Annotated in this window: 22 protein-coding genes and 1 riboswitch; all 22 genes read left to right on the top strand. The window is 45.7% G+C overall.

Translation table 11 applies throughout. The annotated features are described in order from the left end of the window. Positions 1 to 5 precede the first annotated feature (5 nt). Positions 6 to 827, top strand: coding sequence for an Fpg/Nei family DNA glycosylase (locus AC1DE7_RS09785; RefSeq protein ID WP_091020715.1), 822 nt, complete (start codon positions 6 to 8; stop codon positions 825 to 827). Next, positions 817 to 1,665, top strand: coding sequence for a deoxyribonuclease IV (locus AC1DE7_RS09780; protein WP_127547739.1), 849 nt, complete (start codon positions 817 to 819; stop codon positions 1,663 to 1,665). The genes AC1DE7_RS09785 and AC1DE7_RS09780 overlap by 11 nt, the downstream gene beginning before the upstream one ends. Positions 1,666 to 1,684: 19 nt before the next feature. After that, positions 1,685 to 2,023: a cyclic-phosphate processing receiver domain-containing protein gene (locus tag AC1DE7_RS09775; RefSeq protein ID WP_017688046.1), complete on the top strand. Its 339-nt coding sequence runs from the start codon at positions 1,685 to 1,687 to the stop codon at positions 2,021 to 2,023. Then, on the top strand, positions 2,023 to 2,340 hold the full coding sequence (locus AC1DE7_RS09770) for a thioredoxin family protein (RefSeq protein WP_036613610.1): 318 nt from the start codon (positions 2,023 to 2,025) through the stop codon (positions 2,338 to 2,340). The genes AC1DE7_RS09775 and AC1DE7_RS09770 overlap by 1 nt, the downstream gene beginning before the upstream one ends. Then, on the top strand, positions 2,337 to 3,116 hold the full coding sequence (locus AC1DE7_RS09765) for an ABC transporter ATP-binding protein (protein ID WP_370511415.1): 780 nt from the start codon (positions 2,337 to 2,339) through the stop codon (positions 3,114 to 3,116). Before AC1DE7_RS09770 ends, AC1DE7_RS09765 begins: the two co-directional genes overlap by 4 nt. A 6-nt stretch (positions 3,117 to 3,122) precedes the next feature. Then, positions 3,123 to 4,172 (top strand): 23S rRNA (cytidine(2498)-2'-O)-methyltransferase RlmM, encoded by a 1,050-nt coding sequence (locus tag AC1DE7_RS09760; RefSeq protein ID WP_127547652.1) that lies wholly within the window; start codon positions 3,123 to 3,125, stop codon positions 4,170 to 4,172. Between the two features lie 227 nt (positions 4,173 to 4,399). Further along, the gene (locus AC1DE7_RS09755; protein WP_477534241.1) at positions 4,400 to 5,878 is read left to right on the top strand and encodes a serine/threonine protein kinase; all 1,479 of its coding nucleotides are present in this window, start codon (positions 4,400 to 4,402) and stop codon (positions 5,876 to 5,878) included. A 24-nt stretch (positions 5,879 to 5,902) separates the two neighbouring features. Then, positions 5,903 to 6,922: an SAF domain-containing protein gene (locus tag AC1DE7_RS09750; protein WP_076250215.1), complete on the top strand. Its 1,020-nt coding sequence runs from the start codon at positions 5,903 to 5,905 to the stop codon at positions 6,920 to 6,922. Between the two features lie 74 nt (positions 6,923 to 6,996). Further along, positions 6,997 to 7,710 carry a hypothetical protein gene (locus tag AC1DE7_RS09745; RefSeq protein WP_339282959.1) on the top strand — a complete coding sequence of 238 codons (714 nt, stop codon included), beginning with the start codon at positions 6,997 to 6,999 and terminating at the stop codon, positions 7,708 to 7,710. Further along, positions 7,707 to 8,537 carry a CpaE/TadZ family protein gene (locus AC1DE7_RS09740; protein ID WP_076250218.1) on the top strand — a complete coding sequence of 277 codons (831 nt, stop codon included), beginning with the start codon at positions 7,707 to 7,709 and terminating at the stop codon, positions 8,535 to 8,537. The genes AC1DE7_RS09745 and AC1DE7_RS09740 overlap by 4 nt, the downstream gene beginning before the upstream one ends. A gap of 7 nt (positions 8,538 to 8,544) precedes the next feature. After that, positions 8,545 to 10,371 (top strand): ATPase, T2SS/T4P/T4SS family, encoded by a 1,827-nt coding sequence (locus AC1DE7_RS09735; RefSeq protein WP_339282958.1) that lies wholly within the window; start codon positions 8,545 to 8,547, stop codon positions 10,369 to 10,371. Beyond that, the gene (locus tag AC1DE7_RS09730) at positions 10,361 to 12,427 is read left to right on the top strand and encodes a hypothetical protein (RefSeq protein ID WP_445744885.1); all 2,067 of its coding nucleotides are present in this window, start codon (positions 10,361 to 10,363) and stop codon (positions 12,425 to 12,427) included. The genes AC1DE7_RS09735 and AC1DE7_RS09730 overlap by 11 nt, the downstream gene beginning before the upstream one ends. 62 nt (positions 12,428 to 12,489) lie before the next feature. Further along, entirely contained in the window at positions 12,490 to 12,975 is a 486-nt protein-coding gene (locus AC1DE7_RS09725) for a hypothetical protein (RefSeq protein WP_036673846.1), read from the top strand. A gap of 16 nt (positions 12,976 to 12,991) precedes the next feature. After that, a complete protein-coding gene (locus tag AC1DE7_RS09720) occupies positions 12,992 to 13,390 on the top strand; it encodes a hypothetical protein (protein ID WP_339282956.1) in 399 nt (132 codons plus the stop codon). Then, a complete protein-coding gene (locus AC1DE7_RS09715) occupies positions 13,387 to 13,938 on the top strand; it encodes a hypothetical protein (RefSeq protein WP_338706303.1) in 552 nt (183 codons plus the stop codon). Before AC1DE7_RS09720 ends, AC1DE7_RS09715 begins: the two co-directional genes overlap by 4 nt. Continuing rightward, a complete protein-coding gene (locus AC1DE7_RS09710) occupies positions 13,925 to 14,908 on the top strand; it encodes a hypothetical protein (protein ID WP_477534240.1) in 984 nt (327 codons plus the stop codon). The genes AC1DE7_RS09715 and AC1DE7_RS09710 overlap by 14 nt, the downstream gene beginning before the upstream one ends. Positions 14,909 to 15,046: 138 nt before the next feature. Beyond that, complete coding sequence (locus AC1DE7_RS09705; protein ID WP_036613631.1) at positions 15,047 to 16,597, top strand: ABC-F family ATP-binding cassette domain-containing protein; 1,551 nt, start codon at positions 15,047 to 15,049, stop codon at positions 16,595 to 16,597. 75 nt (positions 16,598 to 16,672) lie between these two features. Then, a riboswitch (TPP riboswitch) is annotated at positions 16,673 to 16,782 on the top strand. 226 nt (positions 16,783 to 17,008) lie between these two features. Beyond that, complete coding sequence (locus AC1DE7_RS09700; RefSeq protein WP_339282950.1) at positions 17,009 to 17,671, top strand: thiamine phosphate synthase; 663 nt, start codon at positions 17,009 to 17,011, stop codon at positions 17,669 to 17,671. Between the two features lie 17 nt (positions 17,672 to 17,688). Beyond that, positions 17,689 to 18,861 (top strand): glycine oxidase ThiO, encoded by a 1,173-nt coding sequence (thiO, locus tag AC1DE7_RS09695; RefSeq protein ID WP_477534239.1) that lies wholly within the window; start codon positions 17,689 to 17,691, stop codon positions 18,859 to 18,861. After that, positions 18,858 to 19,061 (top strand): sulfur carrier protein ThiS, encoded by a 204-nt coding sequence (thiS, locus tag AC1DE7_RS09690; RefSeq protein ID WP_036613636.1) that lies wholly within the window; start codon positions 18,858 to 18,860, stop codon positions 19,059 to 19,061. The genes thiO and thiS overlap by 4 nt, the downstream gene beginning before the upstream one ends. A gap of 2 nt (positions 19,062 to 19,063) precedes the next feature. Then, positions 19,064 to 19,831: a thiazole synthase gene (locus tag AC1DE7_RS09685; protein ID WP_477534443.1), complete on the top strand. Its 768-nt coding sequence runs from the start codon at positions 19,064 to 19,066 to the stop codon at positions 19,829 to 19,831. Beyond that, positions 19,828 to 20,877: a ThiF family adenylyltransferase gene (locus tag AC1DE7_RS09680; protein ID WP_477534238.1), complete on the top strand. Its 1,050-nt coding sequence runs from the start codon at positions 19,828 to 19,830 to the stop codon at positions 20,875 to 20,877. The genes AC1DE7_RS09685 and AC1DE7_RS09680 overlap by 4 nt, the downstream gene beginning before the upstream one ends. The last annotated feature ends 46 nt before the right edge of the window (positions 20,878 to 20,923 follow it).

Here is a 20,923-nt window from a genome sequence, read left to right as displayed (position 1 = left end):
GTACGATGCCGGAACTGCCGGAAATGGAAAATTACCGGACCTTGCTGTCCGAGGAAATACTTGATCTACTGATTACAGGTGTTGTAATTAACCGCGATAAAACGATAAATACGGAGCCTGATCTGTTTATTAATGAACTTACAGGTAATCGCATCATATTTGTTGAGCGCCGAGCGAAGCATCTAATTTTCCACTTGGCTAATGGCAAACGCCTGGTGCTGCACCTCATGTTGGGCGGTATGATTTTCTGGGGCACGGAAGAAGAACGTCCTGATCGTTCCACACAAGTGGAAATTCAGTTTGGCGATCACATTTTATTCTTTATCGGACTGCGCTTGGGTTATTTACATCTGCTTACTTCGAAAGAAACCGAAGAGGCGATGTCTGATCTTGGACCTGAACCTTTAGATCGACGGATGAATGTGGAACGTTTTGCTTCTCTGTTGAAAGGTCGCCGGGGTACGCTCAAGACAACGTTGGTAAACCAACATATTATTGCGGGGATTGGCAATTGTTATTCGGATGAGATTGCTTTTGCTGCCGGTCTGAGACCAAGCTCCAAAACGCAGAACATCGCGACTTCACCAGAGTTGACAGAGCGTTTGTTCCATTCAATGCAGTCCGTGTTGCGTGAAGCAGCTTCTGAGGGCGGTTATATGGAAATGCCGCTGATGCAAGGGGATACGAAGACAGGAAGTTTTGACGAGCAATGTCGCGTATACGATCGGGAAGGCGAGACTTGTCCGCGCTGCGGGGGAACGATTGAACGAGTGGAAATTACGGGCAAGAAGGCATTCTTCTGTCCGAAATGCCAGCATGAAGCCTAAAACCGGAATCGGGGCACATGTCAGCACCAGAGGCGGATTTCTTCAGGCAGCCAAGAGAGCACATGTGATGGGGGCAACGGCGTTTCAGTATTTTCCGAAGAACCCGCGTAGTCTTGGTCTGAAAAGTCTGGATCTCAAGGATGCTGAGCAGTGCAGGGATTGGTGTGAACAGCAGGGACTTGCTTCGATTGCACATTCACCCTATCCCACGAATCCGGCGTTGGGCATGACCCGTGGAGAGGCGGGGTTTCATGCTACAATAGCTTCTATTCGCAATGATCTTGAAATTTCGAATGCTTGCGGTTCTGTTGGGACGGTGGTCCATTTTGGACATATCAAAACAAACAATCCGCTGGAGGGTTATCAGAACCTCATTCATTGTCTGGATACCGCCTTGGAGAATTGGAATGGACATTCAAAGGTACTGATTGAGAATCAGGCAGGTGATCATGGCCCGATGGGCACGACAATGGAAGAAATGATACAGATTCGCAAATTAAGCCGATATCCCGAGCATATTGCTTTTTGTTTTGACACATGCCATGCTTTTGCTTCAGGTTTGTGGTCGTCAGGCAACGAAGCGGCGATGCTCGAAAAGGGCAGGATGCTCGGATATTGGGATAATGTTGCTGCTGTACATTTTAATGATTCCAAATATGCGTCTGGTTCCTGTAAGGATAGACATGCAAGGATCGGACAGGGATATATCGGAAATGAATCAATGAAAGCATTGTTAAAGGCGCCTGAGTTCCAAAAAGCGGTTGTTGTGCTCGAGACAGAAACGGGCGAAGATGGAACGCACCGTGATGATATAGCGCTCATGCGTTCCTGGATATAATGGGGAGAGGAGCGATTGTATGCATGTTTTTTTGGATGACTATCGGGCATGTCCGAAAGGATTTGTTCTGGCAACGAATGCAGAAGAGTGCCTGATGCTGCTAAGAGAAGGTGACGTGGACATTTTGTCTCTGGATTATGAGCTTGGTCCGGATTCGCCTAATGGCGGTGAGGTCGCGGCATCCATTGTACGAGAAGGTTTATTTCCGCGTGAGATCTATTTGCATACGTCCAGTATGTTTGGGAAACGCCAGATGTACGAGATGTTATATAGCAATAAACCGGATTCGGTAACCATTCATAATGGGCCAATGACGGGTGAGGTCATGCTACGTGTTGCCGCGGGAGAAGAAAGCTAATGAAGCCAATTACATCCAAAATGTTAATGCGCAGTGTATGGGAAGGCATGCCACAGGCTGTATTTATATATACCCCTTTATGTGGGACATGTGCGGCAGCCCGCCGTATGTTAGAGGTAGTAGAGCACATGCTACCAGAAGGTATTTTATTGGAAATGAACATTCATGACATTCCTGAACTTGTACAACAATTTAAAATTTCAAGCGTTCCAGCAGTGATGCTATTTGACGGCCAGCAAGATGTTCCAAAAATGGTTTATCGGATGAGCTCTGTGGAGCATCTGCTCTCGGAGATCCGGAAGGCGGTGCTGAAATGAGTATAATCTCGATGGAACATGTCTCACTTAGACGAGAAGAGAATCAAATTTTGGATGACGTACATTTGCGCATTGAACAAGGCGAACATTGGGTTATTTTGGGTCGGAATGGATCTGGCAAAACAACGTTGTTGGAAATGATGAACGGATATATGTTTCCAAGCCAGGGACGTATTGAAGTACTCGGTAATTTGTATGGACAATGTGACGTCAGGGAAGTACGTAAGGAAATCGGTTATATCAGCCAAACGTTGATTGAGAAACTCACACCCAGAGATCCAGTATGGGAGGTCGTCGCTACAGGAGCTTATGCTTTTTTGCGTTTTTATCAGACAATTCCGGATGAAGTAAAAGCAAAGGCAATGAGTTTGCTGGATGACATGGGCTTTGCCAACCTGGCTAACAACCCGCTTGGAACGTTATCCCAAGGGGAGCGCAAAAAAGTCATGCTCGCTCGTTCATTAATGGCCGAGCCAAAATTGCTGATTATGGACGAGCCTTGTGCCGGCCTAGATTTATATGAACGTGAGAAAATGCTGGCTGAAATTGATCGTCTGCGCCAGCGTAACATTACAGTTGTGTATGTAACACATCATGTTGAAGAGATCGTACCTTTATTTACACATGTGGCCTTGATCCGCGATGGACGTATTGCGGCAGCTGGCCCCAAACATGAAGTTTTGACACAAGATACAATTAAGCATACGTACGATGTTCCGGTCGATATCCAGTGGGATAATGCTCGTCCGTGGATACGCGTACGTTCTGGAGGGTAACACAATTTGAGTACACAATCGTCTTGGGAAGAAGGCAACTTCTCCCGTTTTATCTGCACAGCCAATCATGGCTTTGCCCCTTATGCTCAGGAAGAGTTGCGCCGTACGTTTGGTGCGGTGAAGAGCACGGTACTCGTACCAGGAGAAATACTGCTTGCGGGTCTGCCTGTAGCTGAGGAAGAAGTTGCAGATAAGCTGTGGGCAGAGTATCCAACGTTTTTACGTCATATTCAACCTGTTCAGTTTCAGGAGAATACTGAAGATTCGGAGCAGTCTATTGAGAAATTGGTTGCATTTGTGTTGAATCATAAGGAATTGAACGGTGCCTCTGTCGTGCTACAGGTACGGAAGACAGAAGGGGCCTTTTGGCAAGAAAATGCAGCCTCATTGAAGCAACTGCTAACTGAAAAGCTGGATGAGCTAGGCTGTGAATGGGTTGTACGTGATGCTGAATATGTCATTTCTGTATTTGCAACGAATGATATGTTGTATGCTGGCATATCCAGACCTGAACAGAACTTGTCAGACTGGAGCGGGGGAGCCGTACGTTTTCAAAAAGAAGATGGGCAGATCTCGCGGGCCAAATTCAAATTGCTTGAAGCCGAGCTAACGTTTGGCATTGACTTTACTTCATTTCATAAAGCACTTGATATCGGTGCAGCACCAGGTGGATGGACCTCGTTCTTGCTTGAACGCGGGCTTGAAGTAACGGCGGTAGATCCGGCGAAGATGGATCCAACGCTGCTGGCATCACCCAAACTGACTTTCTTGAAAAAGAATGCAGGGGATGTTCGTTTTCGCGAAGGAGAATTCGACCTGCTCGTATGTGATATGAGTTGGAGTCCGAAGCTGATGAGCCGACTTGTATCAGACCTTCTATACAGTCTGCAACCTGGGGGAACAGCGATTGTTACCGTGAAGTTATTGCATAAAAAACCGCTCGCACTCATTAAAGATGTGATTGATACGTTTGAGCGTTCGCGGATGCAGATTCAACGTTCCAAGCAGTTGTTCCATAACCGGGAAGAGATTACACTTTATATGGTCAAATATTAAGAGATCTAGCTTTAATTAAAGTAGCTAAAGGCATTATGAAATTGATTCGATTAAGCTCATTTTATTTTGTGCTTTACAATCTATTCCTGCCTGTACTATAATGATACCAATATTAACCATAACAAACCTGAGGGAAAGCATCCCGAAGTGAACGAAACCGGATATCCGGTCTGTTCTTCTTCGGTGAAGCTTTCCCTTTTTTGTTGTGTATTGAAGGAGGAATTGGTATGAGACATCCGGCCAGGCTGGAACGCGGAAGCCTGCTGGGAGGTAGATATCGTATCGTATCCATTCTGGGAACAGGCGGAATGAGCCATGTATACGAGGCGGAAGATCTGAAGTTGCCGGGCAAGATATGGGCAATTAAAGAAAGCGTAACGATTATGCCATATGAAGGCAGTATGGAGACGGAAGCCGCTCTTCTGACATCACTTCGCCATCCAAGATTGCCGCAAATTGTTGATTTTTTTGTCCCGGATGAAGACGGGTACACATACTTGGTGATGGAATACATCGAAGGGTTAACGCTCAGTGAGTATTTCAAGCAGTGTCGTGGGAAGATCCCGATGGAGCAGTTGACGGCGCTTGTACTTCAATTGCTGGATGTGTTGAGTTATTTGCATAATCTGAATCCACCTGTGATCTATAGGGATCTGAAACCATCAAACATTATGATCACGCCGGAACATGAAGTAAGATTAATTGATTTTGGCATCGCCAGAAGTTACAAACCGCAAAGTGCTGAAGATACCGTTAAGTTGGGAACCGCTGGTTTTGCCGCTCCAGAACAGTATGGCGCGGGTCAGACCGATGCGCGTTCAGATCTATATGGACTCGGAGCATTGCTACTGTATCTTATGACAAGTGGTGCGTATACGGAATGGATTCAGGGTGTGGAAAGCTCTATCCGGAGTGATGTTCCGCGGACATACATCCCTGTGGCGAGAAGACTGTTAAGGTATAATGCCGAAGAGCGATTCCAATCTGCCGATGAGGTGCGGAAGGAACTGCTACGAATACCCGGCGGAACAACGCCTGGTGGAGATACAACGATGACCTTGAATGGGGGAACAAGAGTTATTGCCCTGACTGGTGCTTCATCTGGTGTAGGGGTTACCCATACGGCTATAGCTATCAGTCATTATCTCGAAAGGCAAAACTTCAAAGTAGCTGTGATTGAAATGTCACCTCGCTCTCAATCCTTTGCAAGGATTCAACAAATCGCTCAAGCGGGTAAACCGGTGCCAGCAGGCAGACAGTTTGCAGTCGATGGTGTGCATTATTGGAAACAATCCGGGCGAGCGGATATTTTGTCTTTGCTTGGGGGGAGTTATCAGTTCATCGTGATGGATCTCGGTAGTGGTCAGGATCAGAACCGGCTGGAAGAATTCCTGCGTGCAGATCTACCTATTGTTATAGGCTCAGGTGCCGAATGGAGACAGGCGGAGATTGGTGCTTTTGTTCGATCACATCATCGGTATCCACGAGAGAAATGGATATATTGTCTGCCCCTGGCAGCAAGTGAGGCTGTTCAGCGCATTCGTAAAGCTCTGGATACATCGAGTGTATATGGTCTGCCGTTACATATTGATCCTTTTGACAAGGACGCACAGATGGATAAAGTGTTTTCACATATTTTAATGCATATGATGGCACAGCAGCCCAAGAAACGTTCATTCTTTTCAAGAAGGAAAGTACATGATTAGAAGATTACGAAAGGAGAGCCTCTTTTGTCTAAATTAAGAAAACAAAGCCGTCAACTGATCTATGCCGGACTTATCGGAGCAGGAGCTGTAGGGTTGGTGTTTGGAGGATATGTTATTTACAATGTCAAAACGATGGGGGATGTCAGGTCAGCTGTAGAAGCCCGTTATTTATCGGCATATGAGGAAAAGGAAGCTGAATTAAAGCAACAATGGGATTCGGGAGCACAAGGATGGGTTACGATTCGGGATATTGAAGCAGGTGAACCGATATTACCGGAGGATCTGAAGCTCATTGCTGTTCCGGATGCACAAGCACCGCGAAACCTCTGGTCCAGTACCAAGCAGATGGAAGGCCAAGTGGCCAAAATAGAGTTGAAAAAAGGAACAGCCATTACCACCGAGATGGTGTATGAGGATGTACCGGCTCCTCCCGATTTAAGAAATCGAGAGCTGCAAGTTGTATTACTGCCGTCCTCACTTGTTAAGGGAGATATTATTGATGTTCGTATTCAATTCCCTACCGGACAAGACTATGTTCTCTTATCGAAGAAAAAAGTGGAACGACTCAATGCAGCTACCTTATGGATTACGATGACGGAGGAAGAAATTCTGTCACTCTCAAGTGCAATTGTAGATGCCTATTTACATAAAGCTTCAATCTATGCCTTAACCTATGTAGAACCACAGTTTCAGACACCTGCAATCGCGACGTATCCTGCCAATTCAGAAGTGTTAAAACTGCTGGAGAGTGATCCGAATATTGTTCGACGAGCCGAGCAGGAGTTATCCAGACAGGTGCGAAGTTCGCTTGAAAGTTCACTGGCCGCCTCCATGACAGCACCGTCAAAAGGGGTTGAACAGGATGTGGCACAATCCTCAGTTACATATAACAGTCGTCCATCATCAAATAATCCGGCAACGTCGGATGGAGTGATGTGGAATGATGGTTCAGGAAACGGAGCAGGAGCTAATTCTGGAAGCGTAAATGATCCTGCTGATGCTTCACAAACAGAACAACAGAGCTTGCTAACGGGTGGAGAATAGAGCGAAATCCGAGGTTTACTTTAGAATAATTCAGATAACAGGGGTTTAAGAAAAAGAAAGGAGTTGTAACATCTATGCATACATGGATCTTTGCGGGTTTATGTGAGAAGAATGATCTGATGCTGTATCTTTGCAAGATACTGGCTTCGACAGGCAACAAGGTTTTGCTCGTAGATGGAACCTTACAGCAGAAGTATGGGTACGGTGTAGGTGACAGTCAGCAGTCTTTGCGAATTACGGAATTTGAAGGATTTGATATCGCTTGTCATTTTGTTACTTCAGCAGCAGTAGAGAATCATCTTGAAGTAAATGGCGAGCGATTGGACAGTTATGACTATGTGTTATATGACATGGAGACCTCGCATTTTGCTTCACGTAATCTCTGGCTAACCGCTGATGTAAGAGTCTGGGTGAGTGATTATGAGCGTTACAATCTGGAACGTGGTAAGGGATGGTTGAAGCGGTTGCTTGAAGAACAGTCATTACCTGGTGAGCTGTCATTTCAGCGGCTCTTAATTAACGGGGTTGACTGCAAGCTTGAAGTTCGTTATCTGTGGGCGTATCTGGAGGGCAGTCCGTTTGTGTGGACAGGAGAATCCTTAGTGCTTCCTTGGGATGAGTTAACAGCTGCGGTTAAGCTTGAGAATGAGCATCATCGCCGAGTTCATCTTGGACCTTTGTCACGAAATTACAAAAAGTCGTTGTGTCGCGTGGTCGAGCAGTTAACAGGTTGGGAAAGTGTTCGCAGTCGCCGTGCGATGAAAGAAGCAGAGAGGATGAGAGCATGAGCACCATTACCTTTTGGAGCCCTTTTGCAGGAACGGGTTGCACTTCAAGCACATTAATTAGTGCTTATGCGATGGCACTTCACTACAGGACAAGAGTGTTACTTGTTAATGCAGGCTTTGCAGGAACTGGCACAGAAGCTGCTCTACCATCCAAAGATACGGATTCAGCGGATTTTATGTTCTCCTTTGAAGAGGGTGGCTGGGATGCGATTGAACGGCTGCATTCGAGCGGCAGTCTGAATAAGCACAATCTCAGGGATTATACCAAGCCACTTCTGAAGGAAAGACTTGATTTCCTAACCGGAAAAATTGATGAGATGGAACGTTCCCCGCAGGAACATGGTGAGACAGTGAAAAAGCTACTAAATGTAGCTAACGAGTATTACGATCTGGTTCTTCTGGATGCAGATCATGCTGGTGTTGATTCACAGCTCAAGCTACAGCTGGCGGACTATGTTGTAATTAATCTCGATCAAAATATGCGAAATCTGGAGTTGTTCTTTGAAAAGATCCTGCCAGAACGAATGAACAATAAGAATATACATGTTGTCATTAACAAATACGATTCGCATTCCCGTGCAACGCTTTCCAATATTCGGCGCCAGTTCAGATACAAAGGCACGATGTCTGCGATACCGTACACAACCGGATACTTGGATGCAATGAATCGGCGAGATGTCGCTAGATACTTGCAGTTGGAAAGTTTGACTGAGGATAAGGATATTCGTAAAGGGAGTTTTGCTGCAAGCATGAGCGAACTCGCTCGCCTGATTATGGACGGTGCAGGTATGCGCACAGTTCTGAAGAGGCTGGAAAGGGGAGCGTGAACCTCCGATGCTCTGGAATACCATATGGATAAGTTTGATTTTGATTCTGTGCCTGACTTATATCTGGTTCAAGTATAGAACGTTTCTTCGTGCAAAGAGTGCTCGTGTTCCTGAACAGGAATCATTCACGATTGACATGTTGATTGAGAAGGTGAAGAACTCACTTCATGAGCTTAGTCATAGTCAGCTCGCGGATGCGGGTCTGCATGAAGAAGAATATCGTCGAAGAATTAATCAGCGTGCCGAGATGAGAAAAGCACTGAAGGGCTGTGTCTCAGGCAGTATCAGCGACAAAACGTATGTCAAAAATCTGATAGGGGATCTCCTGACCCGAAGCATAGGGCTGAACAAATCAAATGTGGATGAAGTTATTTTGTTTGCAGAACCAGATTTGCTGACGATCCAGGACCGATTCGAAATTGTATTTTATCTGTACCGACAGCAATTCGGTGTGGATGCACTCTCCCGAATGATTGATACCTACGATCTTGGCAGACTGAGAATGGAGGAAGGTACGGACGATGGAGGAAGTTATTATATCTCTGAGGAGGATATTCAGTATGTGTTCGAGTGCGAATATCGAGAGCTTGGATTCAGAGAAAAGACGGATATCATCGTGCAACGTATCTACCAACATTATAAAGGATTCTCGGTTGTTGATGAGATAAGGGACCAACGTATTGACGGTGTTAGTGGTGGTGTCAGCGGTATGCTTGATGCTGTTCATAATATGGGACTTCGAAAACCGGCATCATGGAATGATTTGCTGGATCAAGGACTGGAGGATAATGCACATGAAGAACCGCTTAGCGGCATGGAAAGTGTCTGGATTTTCTATAAAGGTAAGTCCATTCATCTATCCTTTCTGTCCTTCGGCAGTATTCGTGAACTGAAAAGGGTATGCCAGAATATATACAAATACAATTACCCCGGACAGTTGTCGGAAGCAAGTGGATACAAGGTGAACGAGATGAAAGACGGCTCCCGTGTCGTTGTTGTTAGACCTCCTTTTGCAGAATCGTGGGCGTTCTTCGTCCGGAAGTTCGATATTCCGAATGCTTCACTTGAACAGTTAATTACGGGTAACAACGCAGATCTGCCAATTACATTGCTTCAATACCTGATGAAAGGAAGCCGGATCACAGCTGTGACCGGGGCACAGGGTTCTGGTAAAACAACGTTGCTTATGGCTATGGTCAAACACATCTATGCATCGTACACCCTTCGGGTGCAGGAAATGGCGTTTGAACTTCAATTAAGACGGATCTATAGTCGGCGTAATATTTTGAGTTTCCGAGAAACCGAACACATTTCAGGTCAACAAGGGCTTGATTTGCAGAAAAAAACGGATGGTACCGTCAATATTCTCGGTGAGGTTGCGAGTGATGAGGTGGCCGCATGGATGATTCAAATGTCTCAGGTTGCCAGTCTGTTCACCCTGTTTACCCACCATGCCAAAACGTTTCGTGATCTGGTCTTCTCCCTCCGTAATTCCTTGCTCAAGACAGGTATGTTCCAGCATGAGCATATTGCTGAGGAGCAGGTTGTGAGTGTAATCAACTTCGATGTTCATATGAAGAAAGATGCTGAAGGACGAAGATATATCGAACGAATTACGGAGTGTCTTCCTCGTGCGAATCAAGGTGATAGCGTGGAAGAGAGGGCAGGTTTTACATTTCATAATGTTGTGGAGTACAGAGATGGAGCGTATGTTGCAACAGCTCCAATCTCTTCTGGAAGCATGGTGGATATGCGAGAACAGATGACATTAAAGGATGCCGAGAAGTTTGAACAGTTTATGAAGCAACACTGGGGTGATCAGAATGACAATTAAATGGATTCTGCTCCTCGTATTAAGTATTTGTGCAGGGGGGTTGCTGATTACACTTCTGGTTTTAAGTATGTTACGTCACAGAGGAGGTGGTTCAACAAGTCAATCCGGCGTGATTTTTGTTCCTAGCGGGAAGGGATTCAAAGGACTGGGATCAATCTTGTTGCAGTCCTACCGTCTTGGAATGAAAGTGCCATTGCTATCAGCTTATATTCTACAGGTGCAGAAACGTATTTCATTCCGCCATGTTGGGGATGAGCCCTCACTTCGCAGGCTGACGATGACAGTGGTTCTAATTATTCTTGGAGGTTATGGCGGCATAAGTGTCATTCTGTTTCTTCTGCAGCCGGGTATCGCTTTTGTAATACTGTCCGTGCTCTGTGCTGTGGTACTAAACAGCCTGGTATTGGATATGTGCCTTAGTCGTATGGAGAAAAGGTTGCTGGTGCAGATGTTGGATCTCTTTGCAGATGTAAGGCATCGGTATCATCAGCATGGCATGGTTGAGGAAGCGCTCTATGAAGCCGCTGAAGCAGGTACAGGAGAAGCAGCAGAACAAGTAAGACTGATCTACGAAGCTCTAACTTCTCCAGATCCAAATGAAGCACTTGAGCGTTATTATGAAGTGGCTCCCAACCGTTTTCTCAAAGGATTCGCAGGCGTTTCCTATATGGTCATGGAGTTCGGGGATAAGGACAGAGCACAAGGGTCTATCTATCTCAAGGGACTTGGTAATCTGACTCAGGAGATTCATCTGGAGATTTTGCGGCGTGATAAATTGGATTACCTGCTCAAAGGACTTAATATCATCGCGCTCGCTCCGGTATTATTCACCGCTCCGATCGAACGCTGGGCTAGAGTCAGTTTCCCAACGATGGATGAATTTTATCGCAGCAAAATCGGTTTTGTTACCAAAATATCGATCTATGTGATCATCATCCTTGCTTATTTGCTTCTGCAAAGACTCCAGCAATACGATGAGACCCGTTATCGGTCAGGGCATAAGCATTCATGGTTGGATCAGTTTCTGTACAAGCAAATCTTCATACGGAAATTGGCGATGTTGTTTGCAGCAAAACCTGGCAGTGCACAGTACAGTCAAACGATAAGGCTCATGAGGGAGAGCAGTTCAGAGTTGAAATACGAATGGCTTGCCATTCGACGAGTGTTGTTATTCGCAGGTTGTTTGGTCCTTACAATGGGTTGCATCTTGCTGTTGCACCAGGTTGAACGTAACCACATCTTGTATGATCCAATCCGCGATGATCGAATGTTTGGTGCAATGGCTGAAGCGGATCTCAGGAAAGCTGAGGAAAAAACAGCGTTGGATCAATCCGTGCTGGAAAGTGTAGAAATGAACCGAGGAGCTACATACGAAGAAGTCTCCAAAGCGTTACAGCAGTTATCTCCAGTTCAGTTAGACCATGATACCCAGAATGAGACCATCACGCGCATTATGCAGAAACTTGAGGTATATAACAAACAATATGTACGCTGGTGGGAAATGATTATAGCCATTCTCATGGGTGCAGCGGGGTACTACATGCCCGTATGGCTCATGTTATTTCAGCGGAAAATGCGAAGGTTGGATATGCGACATGAAATCTATCAATTCCAGACAGTGATTTCCATTTTACGTGAGATGGACCGGATGTCAGTCGAGGAGATATTGGAGTGGCTTAATCGATTTGCCGTCATTTTCAAGCGCCCGCTGCAAAAATGTTTGTTGCATTTTGAACATGGACCAGAGCTTGCACTTGAACAATTAAAGGAAGAGGCGGGCTTGCCCGAGTTCCAGCGACTGGTTGATAAATTACAGCTTGCCCTTGGCAAAATCTCAATACGTGAAGCCTTCGATGATCTCGAGAGCATGATGGCATTTTATTTTGAACAACGCAAGCAGGAGTACAGCAAAATGATAGATGTCAAAGCATCATGGGGCAGAACCATCGGATTTACACCTATGTACGCCCTTATCTTTTTGTATCTGGTCATTCCATTGGTCGGTATGAGTTTCTTACAGATGAGCATTTATTATGAGCAAATTCAGAAACTGTAGCACAATTCATCTGTGTGACAGTCTGAAATAGTTTAATAACTTATAACTTGGGAGGATTTATCATGAACAATGCATCAAGCGCTTTAAAGGTGGCAGCAGGGATATTCTTAACAATCGCTTTGATCACAATTGTAGTTCTGTTGTTTATTTCGGCTCAGGAGGCAACCAAGACGGCCCAGAACAATTTTGCTGATATCCAAACCGAGTTGTCCCAGGCTGCATTTACGGTATATGACGGAACAACCATCAGTGGATCACAGGTAACGAATGCGCTGCGTAAATATGCGGACAAGGACCAGTTCGGTATTCAAGTTATTACAGGTAAAAATAAAGCGGGTCAATGGTACGGCAATCAATTAAACATTTCACAGGATCTCAATAATGCGGACTACGGCTCGGTTATTGCACCCGACGATAAAGTGGGGATTATTAACCAGACCATGAGTGAAAAAGAAAATCAATATGTCAATCCAAGTGGTAAATTCAAAGCCATTATCGTAAAAGACCGTTCGAACGTGGTAAGAGGGCTGATCTTCCAGCAATCCTGACAGGAGTTGGTTTAACATGTCAAGGAATACACAGCATCTCATGTTGTTTTGTACGGCGGTTGTCCTGTTTGTGACAGCCTGCCTGTACGGGCAACAGAATGTTAAGATTTTATCAGCGGCCTTGAACGACAGAGTACAGACAACAGCAGGCATGGAAGGTCGGCTGACAACAACACTGCATACCACCAATCTGTATCAGTATAGTGGAGCGGGAGTGTTGCATACCGTTAGACAGATGACAGGCACAGGCATTCCTGTGGAGGTAGATGGAACTTCGTATGTGATCGATCCACTTGTCAGCAAAACAGCGACGATTCCTGTCCAGCTCGATGCCACCTACAGACCAGAGTTTATACGAAATGAAACTGGAGAACTGCTCAAGATTGTTTTTTGGAAGGAGGCGAGTGTGAATTGATTAATGCCGCATCCAAGCTGCTTGCCGTATTGCTCGCAGTCCTTCTGCTCTATGTGTACCCAGCTGCTGAAACAGCCGATCGGCAGGATGATATAGCACGTATGACGGCTGTTCAGAATGTAACACGTTTTGTTGATGCTGTCCGAACGAAAGGGTATATTTCACCTCGAATGTTGGCTGATTTTGAGGAGCAACTGGCCCAGACGGGCAATGTGTATGATGTGTCGATGGAACATTTACATAAGAAATATGTACCTCACTATATAGACCCGATGGACAATAACAGTTTTAACGGGACCTATGAAGTGGTGCAGGATGGATATTATGCAGCTCAGATTCGAGAAAGACTATTCCCATCCTCAGGTGTGATACCGGTTGATGATCCTGGCCGAAGATATACGTTGACGACAGGGGATTTTTTCACCGTGACGCTCCAAAATACAAATCGTACACCTTCCATGCTCATTCGTGAATGGTTGAGTGGCACGGTTCAGGCTTCAGCAGTATTTGTAACATACGGAGGTATGGTCCTCAATGAAGATTACTGAGCTTTCCATTGTATTCGTGCTGATCTTTTTCCCGCTCTTCTGGATCATCTCACTCCATACGCAAGATGCCGAGGAGGCTCAATATCTTGGCCAACGATACAGAGCTGCACTTCAAACTGCAGTCATGGATGCAGGTGCAGTGATGCATCAAAATGAGAAGCAAAATGATGAAGCAGGTTATGATTCAACCAAGTTTGTTAAAGCGGACAAAGAGCTTGCCTTGTTGACATTTACGCAGACGATGGCTTTGAATATGGGGATTCAGAATGATCCTGCAGCTATTCGAAACATGTTTAATTACATTCCTGCCGTGGTTATTCTGGATTATGATGGCTATTATATGTTGTCCACAGAAACAGAGTTGACAGGTAACCGTGAAGATTCTTTAAGGCAAGTGTGGAGTCCCAAGAAACCTTATACATATTCAGATTCTAATGGTAACAGTATTAACTTTACACTGGACGACTACGTATATGCCTTTGACGCAAGCGCAGGGAAATGGATTGAGGGATTCCAAAAAGAACTGGCCTCAAGCACACAGATTCCTTTACTTCAGAATACCAGCGTATTTGAGCAAGTTAGACAAAGCCGGATTGTGACTGCTGTTCAGGATGATCTGGCTGATGTGATTAACCGCCATAATGAGTTTGCCAGAAAGAACGGTATTTCCTATACGTTTACGATGCCCCTGATTGCGCAGGAAGATTGGTACAACTCCATTAACGATACAGGGATTATGGCCTTTATCCAAGGTATAGGTGTGGGTGACCAAAAGATCAACAATTATGCGATCGGTGGAGGCAGACTTGTGAAGAAAACGGCCATCGTAGGTGGGGTAGATTCTTTAACGGGTATCAAGTACTATTACCCCTCCACATGTGGTAATGGTTACCGTGCTGAAGAGGTGTTTACAGACGCAAGACAAGCAGCTGCACAAGGCTATTTTGAATATAAATGCTCTAATCGTTAGGGTAGCCTGTATGATAAAATCATGTAAGAGGTTCCTGAACTGTTTACATTACTTTCAGAAAAGACGGGACCTGTGCTAGAATAGGGTTTCGGAACAATAACAAAAGTAATGTCTAATAGATAGGAGCAACCTCATCTTATGAGTTTATTGTCAGTAGAGAACGTAAGTCACAATTTTGGAGATCGCACGTTATTTAAAAATGTATCGTTTCGTTTACTTGCCGGAGAGCGCGTAGGACTTGTTGGTGCCAATGGTGTGGGTAAATCCACATTAATGAACATCCTTACCGGTAAATTGCTTAAAGATAGTGGAAAAGTGGAATGGACACCTAAGGTCCGTTATGGATATCTGGATCAGCACACGAAGCTTACCCCAGGCAAAACCATTCGTGACGTTCTTAAAGATGCATTCCTTCCGTTGCTTGAATTAGAAAAAGAAATGATGAATATAACGGACCAGATGGCAGATGCAGATCCAGATAAGCTGGAGCAGTTGCTGGAAGAGATGGGCGATATTCAGGAACAACTGGAACAGGGCGACTTTTATCTGATTGACGTAAAAGTGGAAGAGATGGCCAATGGACTTGGTTTGTCCGCAATTGGTCTGGATCGGGATGTCGCAGCTCTAAGTGGTGGACAACGTACCAAGGTGCTTCTGGCCAAGCTTCTGCTTGAGAAACCTACAGCTCTTTTGCTGGATGAGCCGACCAACTATCTGGATGTAGAACACATTGAATGGTTGTCACGTTACCTGAAGGACTACCCTCATGCGTTTCTTTTAATCTCCCATGACACGGAATTCATGAATGAAGTCGTAAATGTCATTTATCATTTGGAATTTGCCAAATTAACGAGATATGCAGCGAACTATAACAAGTTCCTCGAGATGGCTGATATGAATAAAGCCCAGCATATTGATGCGTACGAGAAGCAGCAAGAGTACATCAAGAAGCAGGAAGATTTCATTCAGCGTAACAAGGCACGTGCTTCAACTTCTGGTCGAGCGAAGAGCCGGGAGAAGCAACTGGACAGAATTGAACGTATTGATCGTCCAGATGAAGCGGCCAAACCAACGTTCAAATTCAAGGATGCCCGCGCGAGCAGCAAAACGGTCTTTGAGGGCATTGATTTTGAAATTGGATATACGTATCCTTTGCTGCCTAAAATGACAATGACAATTGAACGTGGTGAAAAAATTGCCATCGTAGGTTGTAATGGTGTGGGTAAATCAACACTGCTGAAAACCATCCTGGGAAAAATATCTCCACTCAGTGGAAAGACTTTCTTGGGCGATTATCTCGAAACGGCCTATTTTGAGCAGGAAGTTCGTGCTGGGAATATCACGCCGATTGAGGATGTCTGGAATGAGTTTTCACATTTGACCCAGAATGAGGTCCGGGGTCATCTCGCTCGCTGCGGGTTGAAAAATGAGCACATTACCCGTCCGCTTAACATGCTGAGTGGTGGAGAGCAAGCCAAGGTTCGTCTATGCAAACTCTTGATGCGTGAAAGCAACTGGATTCTATTCGATGAGCCGACGAACCATTTGGATGTCACAGCTAAAGCTGAGTTACAGCGTGCCTTGCAAGAATTCAAGGGAACGGTGTTGCTGGTATCTCATGAACCTGATTTCTACGAGGGTTGGGTTACCAAAACATGGAATGTTGAAGAATGGTCTGAGAAAAACTAGACAATTCAAGCAACGCTTAATAGAAATGAACGGTGACAAAAAAATCCTTCTATGGTAACATAGGCTACAACTTCATATGAACACTAGGGGGGCCGCACGATGTGGCTGAGATGGAAGAATGCGATTCCGGACCCTTTGCACCTGATCTGGATCATACCAGCGTAGGGAAGTGGCGAGCGCGTTTCAGTGAATGACGTGAGCAAACGGCAATTCGAAAGAATTCAACCGTCTTGCTTAGTAAATTGAAACATGCAGTTGCGTGTATAACGTTATGGCTATAAGGTCTATAGCTTTATTGCACGAAATGAACTGTATGTATCAGTCAGTCATCTGGTCCTATAATTAATACGCAGCCACTCCCCTACGGGAGTGGCTTTTTTGTGTTTTCATAGCATTCACGCATGGAAGGAGATGAAAAGTACGGTAATTTCTCATGAACGTGTACACGGATCATTTGAACTGCATGTTGTATCTACGGGTGTAGGGAATCAAGCATCTTTTGTAAAAGCTGCAAAGGACGTTTGGCCATGGGTGGACTACATCCATATACGAGAGAAACAACTCTCGTGGCAACAAAAGATCGGTTGGGCTGAAAGTCTGCGTGGTGTTGGCGTTCCGTCTTGTCGCATCGTTATCAATGGTTCAGAGCTGCCTTCACAGAATGACATCTATGGCGGTGTACATTGGGGGCAAGATGCGATACGTAACTACAACCCTGCTGTTATAAGCAATGTCCAGCGAATTCGTCTGGGTGTATCTGTTCATTCAATCGATGAGGCAAAAATCGCTGAAGAACGGGGAGCCGATTACCTTTTCTTCGGGCATGTCTACTCAACCAACAGTAAGCCTGATCTTGAACCAAGAGGATTATATGCTCTGGCTGAAGTGTGCTCTGGTGTCTCCATTCCTGTCATGGCGATTGGGGGCATCGAACCGGGAAACATTCACGCTATTCGCTCTGCAGGCTCACAGGGAGTCGCTGTGATTTCGAATGTATGGGCGAGCGATTCCCCGGATCGGGCCGCTGAATCATTAAGGCAGGCTATCGTTGCTACAGAAAGTTTGAGCCGCTGAATCAAGGAGATGAGAGGATGAAAAAGATCATTACTGATAGACCGGATAAGATTTATGCAGAAACGATTATTGTAGGCGGAGGCGTTGTTGGATGTGCCATTGCGTATGAGCTTGCTTCCCATGGACAGGATGTGCTGTTACTGGAGCGTTCGGCGATTGCAGGAGGGACTTCTTGCGCAGCGGCTGGGATGCTGGCAGCAGACAGTGAGGATTTTGCTCATCCTTTGATGGCTAAGCTTGCCAGGCAGAGCAGGCAGTTACTTATCGAGCAACAGGTGCTAATGGCTACACTCAGTGAGATAGAGACTGGTCTGCAACGCCAGGGATTCCTAACTCCTTTTCGTTCATACAGTGAATTAAGTAGTTATAAGGACAATCGGAAGTCTGCGTTGTCTGCTTCTGCTGATGAGGTGTGGTGGGACCGTTCCGTTGTGCAACAGGAGGCATCATGGCTTAACAGAGATACGTATGGAGCCTACTACAGACCTTACGAGAGTGAAATTCTTCCAGTCCATCTAACGAAGGCATATGCTGAATCCGCTCAAGCATTGGGAGCACGGGTTATGGAGGACATACAGGATATACGTGTGCAAGCAAACGAACACGGCGTGCAGGGGATCACCACATCGATCGGTGAGATGAAATGCAAACAGGTCATTATAGCGGCTGGATTACAGAGTGAAGAGTTGATGAGACATGTGAATCTGAGCTTGCCTGTGTGGTCGGTAAAAGGTGAAATAGCCGCCGTTCAGTTCTCAGATGAACATGCAGGGTACAGACCTGATAGAACGGTGTATGCAGAGGATATCTATATTGTTCCCAAAGCCAATGGAGAGGTTTGGCTTGGGGCAACCAGTCTGCCAGGCAGAACGGATTTGAACGTTTCTGTACAGGGTGTTCAGAAGCTGCTAACAGCGGCTACCCACTGGGTACCTGGGATGAAGGAAGCGCAATTTATACGAGCGTGGGCAGGCGTAAGACCGGCAACTCCCGATGGACTGCCTTATATAGGTGCTTGCAAGAGTATACCCGGGTTGTTTGCCGCCTTTGGACATTACCGCAACGGTATCTTGCTTAGTGCGATAACAGGCAGGCTTATCGCTGAGTTGCTCGCTGGCAAAAGCTCAGAAGAACTCGGAATTGAGGCGCTGAGCCCTGAGCGATTGAACAGAAAGGGAGTGGTGCAGTGAATATCATCGTTAATGGTCAACGGATGGAGATTGAAGACAGATTGAATCGTGTGGATAAATTACTCCAATCTTTTGATTTGCAAGTCAAGACTGTAGTTGTAGAGCTGAACAAGCATATTTTAACCCGTGAGTATCATGAAACGACGGCATTAAGAGAAGGCGATCGAATCGAGATTGTACATTTTGTAGGAGGCGGTTGATGATGTTGAACATTGGTAAATATACGTTTGAGTCCAGATTGTTGCTTGGAACAGGTAAGTTTTCGGATCTGGAAGTGCAAAGTCAGGCTGTGGAAGCATCTGAAACGGAAGTTTTGACCTTTGCTGTTCGTCGTCTGAATCTGGAAGAGCGTAACCAGAAGCATTTCCTGGATACGTTGGATCTGGATAAATACACACTTCTTCCGAATACGGCAGGGGCTTCCACTGCGGAAGAGGCGGTGCGGATTGCCGAGCTTGCGCGGGCTTCAGGACTTTGTGATATGATAAAAGTCGAAGTCATCGGAGATGGAATGACGTTACTCCCAGATCCGATTGAAACGTACAAGGCTTGCGAAATTTTGCTGGAAAAGGGCTTCACGGTATTGCCTTATATTTCGGATGATGTCATTCTGGCCAAAAGGCTACAATTACTTGGCGTACATGCTGTAATGCCTGGCGCTTCTCCCATCGGAGCTGGTAGAGGTATCATCAATCCCTATAACCTTGAGATCATCATTGAGCAGGCCGTTGTACCTGTAATTGTGGATGCTGGATTGCGCTCCCCAAAAGATGTTGCTTATGCGATGGAACTTGGTGCCGATGGCGTATTGTTAAATACAGCCGTATCCGGATCAGGGGATCCAGTGAGCATGGCTAAAGCGATGCGATTGGGGGTAGAAGCGGGTAGATTGGCATATGAGGCAGGCATGATTCCCGTAAAGCGTTATGCAGCAGCCAGTAGTCCGGTGGAAGGAATGGTTCATACATGACAGATCAAATAATATCTTCCGAGCAGGCCGATCGTTATTCCAGACAGGAACGGTACGCGCCACTTGGCAAGGAAGGCCAGGCCAGATTAAAGGGCAGCAGAGTTTTAATTGTAGGCGCTGGCGCACTCGGAACAGGAATTGCAGAAACGTTAGTTCGTTCAGGAGTCGGACACTTAACGATTGTGGATCGTGATTATGTGGAGTGGAGTAACCTGCAGCGGCAGCAATTATATGTAGAACAGGACGCGATGGAGCGGATACCGAAGGCAATGGCGGCGGAAAAACGTTTATCTGCCATTAATTCCACGGTTCATGTGGAAGGGAAAGTGTTGGACGTCAGAGTAGATGAGTTGGAAGAACTCGTTCAGCATACAGACTTGATCATGGATGCAACGGATAACTTTGATACCCGACTACTTATTAATGATATGGCACAGAAGCACGGTATTCCCTGGATTTATGGTGGATGCGTAGGTAGTTATGGTATTACCTATACGTTTATGCCCGGAGATACGCCATGTTTAAATTGTTTGCTGGGTGAAGTCCCTCTGGGTGGAGATACTTGTGATACGTCTGGCATCATACCTCAAGCCGTACAGATGGTAACGGCGAATCAGACCGCAGAAGCGATGAAGTTACTTAGTGGCAATGCAAATGCATTGAGACGTAAGTTATTGTCATTTGACCTGTGGAGGAACGAATACATATCCATCAATGTGGATGGTGCGAAAAAGCAAGACTGTCCTTCCTGCGGTACTTCGGCAACGTATCCATATCTTTCTGCGTCCAATCTGGAGAAAACAGATGTGTTGTGTGGCAGGGACACCGTTCAGATCCGACCTGCACGGCGCATGAATCTGGATCTTCAACAAACAGCGGAACGTCTGGATAGACTTCAAGAAGGAAAAGTGGAATCCAATCCGTTTCTGGTTTCTTTTACAACAGGAGTCCATAGAATGGTTATTTTCCAAGATGGACGTGTCCTCGTACACGGAACAAAAGACACAGCTGAAGCACGTACGCTCGTCCATCGCTACTTTGGTTAAAGCAAGAAAGAAGCAAAGTCTGTTCCCTTAAGGAATGGACTTTTTC

The sequence above is a fragment of the Paenibacillus sp. 10L310 genome, from assembly GCF_056395745.1.
This window is presented reverse-complemented; position numbering and strand designations above follow the sequence as displayed.

Bases quoted from the DNA above. Each gene is read 5' to 3' on its own strand.
- AC1DE7_RS09785 (WP_091020715.1), top strand. From the start codon at position 6: ATGCCGGAACTGCCGGAAATGGAAAATTACCGGACCTTGCTGTCCGAG.
- AC1DE7_RS09780 (WP_127547739.1), top strand. From the start codon at position 817: ATGAAGCCTAAAACCGGAATCGGGGCACATGTCAGCACCAGAGGCGGA.
- AC1DE7_RS09775 (WP_017688046.1), top strand. From the start codon at position 1,685: ATGCATGTTTTTTTGGATGACTATCGGGCATGTCCGAAAGGATTTGTT.
- AC1DE7_RS09770 (WP_036613610.1), top strand. From the start codon at position 2,023: ATGAAGCCAATTACATCCAAAATGTTAATGCGCAGTGTATGGGAAGGC.
- AC1DE7_RS09765 (WP_370511415.1), top strand. From the start codon at position 2,337: ATGAGTATAATCTCGATGGAACATGTCTCACTTAGACGAGAAGAGAAT.
- AC1DE7_RS09755 (WP_477534241.1), top strand. From the start codon at position 4,400: ATGAGACATCCGGCCAGGCTGGAACGCGGAAGCCTGCTGGGAGGTAGA.
- AC1DE7_RS09745 (WP_339282959.1), top strand. From the start codon at position 6,997: ATGCATACATGGATCTTTGCGGGTTTATGTGAGAAGAATGATCTGATG.
- AC1DE7_RS09740 (WP_076250218.1), top strand. From the start codon at position 7,707: ATGAGCACCATTACCTTTTGGAGCCCTTTTGCAGGAACGGGTTGCACT.
- AC1DE7_RS09735 (WP_339282958.1), top strand. From the start codon at position 8,545: ATGCTCTGGAATACCATATGGATAAGTTTGATTTTGATTCTGTGCCTG.
- AC1DE7_RS09730 (WP_445744885.1), top strand. From the start codon at position 10,361: ATGACAATTAAATGGATTCTGCTCCTCGTATTAAGTATTTGTGCAGGG.
- AC1DE7_RS09725 (WP_036673846.1), top strand. From the start codon at position 12,490: ATGAACAATGCATCAAGCGCTTTAAAGGTGGCAGCAGGGATATTCTTA.
- AC1DE7_RS09720 (WP_339282956.1), top strand. From the start codon at position 12,992: ATGTCAAGGAATACACAGCATCTCATGTTGTTTTGTACGGCGGTTGTC.
- AC1DE7_RS09710 (WP_477534240.1), top strand. From the start codon at position 13,925: ATGAAGATTACTGAGCTTTCCATTGTATTCGTGCTGATCTTTTTCCCG.
- AC1DE7_RS09705 (WP_036613631.1), top strand. From the start codon at position 15,047: ATGAGTTTATTGTCAGTAGAGAACGTAAGTCACAATTTTGGAGATCGC.
- AC1DE7_RS09700 (WP_339282950.1), top strand. From the start codon at position 17,009: ATGAAAAGTACGGTAATTTCTCATGAACGTGTACACGGATCATTTGAA.
- thiO (WP_477534239.1), top strand. From the start codon at position 17,689: ATGAAAAAGATCATTACTGATAGACCGGATAAGATTTATGCAGAAACG.
- AC1DE7_RS09685 (WP_477534443.1), top strand. From the start codon at position 19,064: ATGTTGAACATTGGTAAATATACGTTTGAGTCCAGATTGTTGCTTGGA.
- AC1DE7_RS09680 (WP_477534238.1), top strand. From the start codon at position 19,828: ATGACAGATCAAATAATATCTTCCGAGCAGGCCGATCGTTATTCCAGA.